General features: G+C 70.6%; 4 protein-coding genes. 2 read left to right on the top strand and 2 right to left on the bottom strand.

The window, feature by feature from the left end:
- On the top strand, nt 1-190 hold a 190-nt coding region (locus ACZ5OX_RS21965; protein ID WP_465632167.1), incomplete at its 5' end, for a hypothetical protein.
- On the top strand, nt 178-720 hold the full coding sequence (locus tag ACZ5OX_RS21960; protein ID WP_465632165.1) for a GNAT family N-acetyltransferase: 543 nt from the start codon (nt 178-180) through the stop codon (nt 718-720). The genes ACZ5OX_RS21965 and ACZ5OX_RS21960, both read left to right, overlap by 13 nt.
- Before the next feature lie 62 nt (nt 721-782).
- On the opposite strand, the gene alaS is transcribed toward ACZ5OX_RS21960, so the two are convergent.
- Together alaS and ACZ5OX_RS21950 are read right to left on the bottom strand one after the other, a co-directional pair.
- A complete protein-coding gene (gene alaS, locus ACZ5OX_RS21955) occupies nt 783-3,443 on the bottom strand; it encodes an alanine--tRNA ligase (protein WP_465632163.1) in 2,661 nt (886 codons plus the stop codon).
- A gap of 227 nt (nt 3,444-3,670) precedes the next feature.
- The gene (locus ACZ5OX_RS21950) at nt 3,671-3,946 is read right to left on the bottom strand and encodes an HAD family hydrolase (RefSeq protein WP_465632161.1); all 276 of its coding nucleotides are present in this window, start codon (nt 3,944-3,946) and stop codon (nt 3,671-3,673) included.
- Nucleotides 3,947-4,106 lie beyond the last annotated feature (160 nt).

Below are 4,106 nucleotides of genomic sequence, written 5' to 3'. Positions count from 1 at the left end.
GTCATTGGCCGGGGAGGTCAGATCCATCTGTGCCGCGCGCCGCCCGGCCGGGCGGCGCGCGGCACAGATGGATCTGACCTCCCCGGCCAATGACTCTTTTTGTGCCATTTCATTCCAATATGGAGGAGTGCAGGGGCGGCGCAACCAGGGCTGGTCGGCCACGACAGGCGGTGAGCGATGGAACGTGTGACAGGCCCACTGGCCATCGACGTCACGGTGAGACGCTTTGCTGCCGGTGACTCCGTGGAAGAGCTGACCACCCTGCTCCATCGCGCCTACGCTGATCACGCGGCTGCCGGCAGGGTCTTTTTCGCGTCCTACCAGTCCGTGCAGGACACGGCCCATCGGCTGGGTGCGGGCGAGTGCTGGGTTGCCTGCAGAGGCACGGAGCTCGTGGGATCGGTGACGGTGGCGGCCCCGTACACGATGCCTACCGGATATCCGGTACCAGCGGGAGCCGGCTCGTTCTGGCAACTGGCAGTGGATCCTACGTACCGCGGAACGGGGCTTGGGCAGCGTCTGCTGGCGCTGGCGGAAGAGCGCGTCGCTGGTCTCGGGGCCAGGACGGTAGTCATCGACACATCGGCCGACGCGGTTGAGTTGGTCGGCTGGTACCGCCGGCGGGGGTACGTGCCGGTCGGGACGTGGCGGTGGGATGTCACCAACTACCAGAGCGTGGTCCTGCTGAAAGACCTCGGGGAGGTCGGGCGCGAGAGGTGAAGCGAGCGGCCGATGCTCTTCCGAGCCGGAAGGAGATCAGCCGCCCGCGCGAAGGCTCCGGGCTACTGGCCGAGCACTCGGGCAGCGTCCTGGGCAGCGATGGCGAGCGCCTCGTCGAGCGCTCCGGTGTGGCGTCCGCCGGCGCTGGCGGCGGGGCCCTTGCCGCCGGCTCCGCCACCGACCGTGCGGGCAGCCGGGATGAGGATCTGGCTGGCGTGGGCGCCGGTGTCGTGGAGGCTTCGGGTGATGGCGGCGGCGAGGAGGGCCTTACCGGCGTGTTCGGTGCCGAGGATAACCACGGCCTGGTCGTCGCCCAGGAGGTCGGCGATGTTGGTGGCCAGCGTGCGGAGCTCGGCGGGGCCGAGGCCGGTGACCTTCTCGGCGACGATCCTGCCACCGGGGACGGTGCGGGCGGTGGCAGCGAGCTGCTGGGCGCGGGTGCGGAGCTCGGCGTCGCGGAGGCGGGCGAGTTCCTGCTGGGCGTTGGTGAGGGTGTCGAGGCGCTTGCGGAGGGTGTCGGGGGCGTCCTGGGGGCGGGTGCCGAGGAGGGTGGAGAGTTCTTCAAGCAGGCGGCGTTCGGTGTCGTAGTAGGTGAGGGCGTCGCGGCCGGTGAGGGCTTCGATGCGGCGCAGGTTGGAGCCGATGGAGGCTTCGCCGAGGATCCGGACGGGGCCGGCGTTGGAGCCGTGGCCGACGTGGGTGCCGCCGCAGAGTTCGCGGGAGAAGTCGCCGATGTCGACGATGCGGACGTGGTCGCCGTACTTCTCGCCGAACAGGGCGGTAGCTCCGGCGGCCTCGGCTTCGGAACGGGTGGCCTGCCAGATGCGGACCTCGGGGTCGTCGAGGAGGTGGTCGTTGACGAGGGCCTCGATGGCGGCGAGCTGGGTGCGGTCGAGGGCGGAGAAGTGGGCGAAGTCGAAGCGCAGGCGGCCGGCGTCGACGAGGGAGCCGTGCTGGCGGGCATGGTCGCCGAGGGTGCGGCGGAGCATGGCATGCAGGACGTGGGTGGCGGAGTGGGAGCGGGCGACGGCGTCGCGGCGCGGGCCGTCGACCAGGGCTTCGGCCTGCTCGCCGCTGCGGATCTCGCCTTCGCGGATGCGGATGGTGTGGACGTGGAAGCCCTCCAGGCCGAGCCTGGTGTCCAGAACCTCCAGGAGCGCGCCGCCGGTGGTGCGGATGGTGCCGGTGTCGCCGACCTGGCCGCCGGACTCGGCGTAGAACGGGCTGCGGTCCAGGACGAGTTCGAGCGTGCTGCCCTGGTCGGCGCCGGGCACGAGGGTGCCGTCGGAGATGAGGCCGAGGACGGTGGCCTCGGTGTCAAGGCGGTCGTAGCCGGTGAAGTCGGTGCGGCCGTGGCGGGAGGACAGTTCGCGGTAGGCGTCCTGGCGGCGCAGGGCCTCGGCGGTCTTGGCCTTGCCACCGGCCTTGGCGCGCTTCTGCTGTTCGGCGAGCAGGGCGGTGAAGCGGTCCTCGTCGACGCTCAGGCCGGCGTCGCGGGCGGCCTCGATGGTCAGCTCGACGGGGAAGCCGTAGGTGTCGTGCAGTTCGAAAGCGGTGTCGCCGGTGAGGGTGGTGAAGCGGCCGTCTCGGCTACGGGTGATGGCGGCGTTCAGCAGCCGGGTGCCCTGGCTGAGGGTGCGGGTGAAGGACTCCTCCTCGGCGGTGACGACCTGCTCGATGAGGGAGGCCTGGCCCACCAGTTCGGGCCAGACATCACCGAGGTTGGCGATGACGCTGGCGGTCGCCGGGGCGAGGACGGGCTGTTCGATGCCGAGCAGGCGGGCGTGGCGGATCGCACGGCGCATCAGGCGGCGCAGGACGTAGCCGCGGCCGTCCTTGGCGGGCAGGACGCCGTCAGCGATGAGGTAGGCGATGGAGCGGGCGTGTTCGGTGACGACCTGGAAGGAGACCTTCTCCTCGCCGCCTGGGCCGCTGCCGGGGTAGTCGCGGCCGGCGAGTTCCTGGACGGTGGTGAGGGTGGGCAGGAGCAGGTCGGTGCCGCAGACGTTCTCGACGTCCTGGAGGATCGCGGCGAGGCGATCGAGACCGAGGCCCGTGTCGATGCTCTGCCGGGCGAGGTCGCCGAGGATCGGGAAGGTGCCGTTGTCGTCGTCCTCGCCGCGCATGGACTGCATGAAGACGAGGTTCCAGATCTCGACGTAGCGTTCGCCGTCGACGGCCGGTCCACCCTCGCGGCCGAAGGCCGGGCCCCGGTCGTAGTTGAGCTCGGAGGAGGGGCCGCAGGGGCCGGGGACACCCATGTCCCAGAAGTTGTCCGTGCCGAGGCGCTGGATGCGCTCAGCGGGGACGCCGATCCTGCGCCAGAGCCGCTCGGCCTCGTCGTCGTCCTGGTGGACGGTGATCCAGAGGCGGTCCTTCTCCAGGTTGTAGCCCTGGGTGAGGAGCTCCCAGGCGAAGGCGATGGCGTCGGCCTTGAAGTAGTCGCCGAAGGAGAAGTTGCCCATCATCTCGAAGAACGTGGCGTGCCGGTTGGTTCGGCCGACGTTGTCGATGTCGGAGGTGCGGGCGCACTTCTGGATGGTCGTGGCGCGGGGGTACTCCGGGGTGACCTCGCCCAGGAAGTAGGGCTTGAACTGGTTCATGCCGGCGTTGGCCAGCAGCAGGGTCGGGTCGGAGGGGATGAGCGGGCTGGACGGGACGTGGCGGTGGCCGCGCGAGGTGAAGAAGTCCAGAAAGGTGGAGCGGATCTGCGTCGAGCGCATGGCGGTAGGGCCCTCACGGAAGAGTCGCGGAGAGATGTGGGGTGATCACACGCCGAGCCGGGCCGAGAACGAGGACTGAGTGGTTCTCAGTTCTCCAGCTCGGCGCAGATAGCTCGCGCCCCCACGGTGTAGACCATGACTCCGGTATCCGTCGCTCTGAGGTGGCACAGCCGACAGCGACGCAACGGTGCGCTGCGACTGCACCACCAACAGTAGCGGGTCGGGAGTCAAGATCGCTTGGAGTTGTCCTCCTGTCGGCCGATGCCGACCAGGAGGGGCAGGACGAAGGCGGCGTGGTCGGCACGGGGCATCACGAGGTGGGCTCCGGCCCGGGTGAGGGCTTCGGGGCCGGCGAAGCCCCAGCCGGCGCCGACGGCGGTGACGCCCGCGGCGTGGGCGGCGTGGATGTCGGTCTCGGTGTCCGCGAAACGCCGCTGCCCGGGACTACTGGAGTAGTCCCGGGCAGCGGCGTTTCCGCCACCAGGTGAACACCCGCGCGCCATCTGCTTCGCTGAACAGGTTCGCCGCCGTTCCCCACCATCCACCCCCCACCCGCCTGCCGGCGGGTGCCCGCCCCCGCCCTCGGGGTGTGGGTGGGGGGGGGGGGGGGGGAAGGGAGGGGGGGGGGGGGGGGAGTGGAGGGCCGGAGGAAGGAGGGGGAAG

This window comes from Kitasatospora sp. NPDC032121, from assembly GCF_055580145.1.
The sequence above is the reverse complement of the archived record's forward strand: the minus strand, read 5'-3'. Positions and strand labels throughout refer to the sequence as shown.

Excerpts from the sequence above, each read along its gene's own strand:
- ACZ5OX_RS21960 (WP_465632165.1), top strand. The coding sequence starts at position 178 with ATGGAACGTGTGACAGGCCCACTGGCCATCGACGTCACGGTGAGACGC.
- alaS (WP_465632163.1), bottom strand. The coding sequence starts at position 3,443 with ATGCGCTCGACGCAGATCCGCTCCACCTTTCTGGACTTCTTCACCTCG.
- ACZ5OX_RS21950 (WP_465632161.1), bottom strand. The coding sequence starts at position 3,946 with ATGGCGCGCGGGTGTTCACCTGGTGGCGGAAACGCCGCTGCCCGGGAC.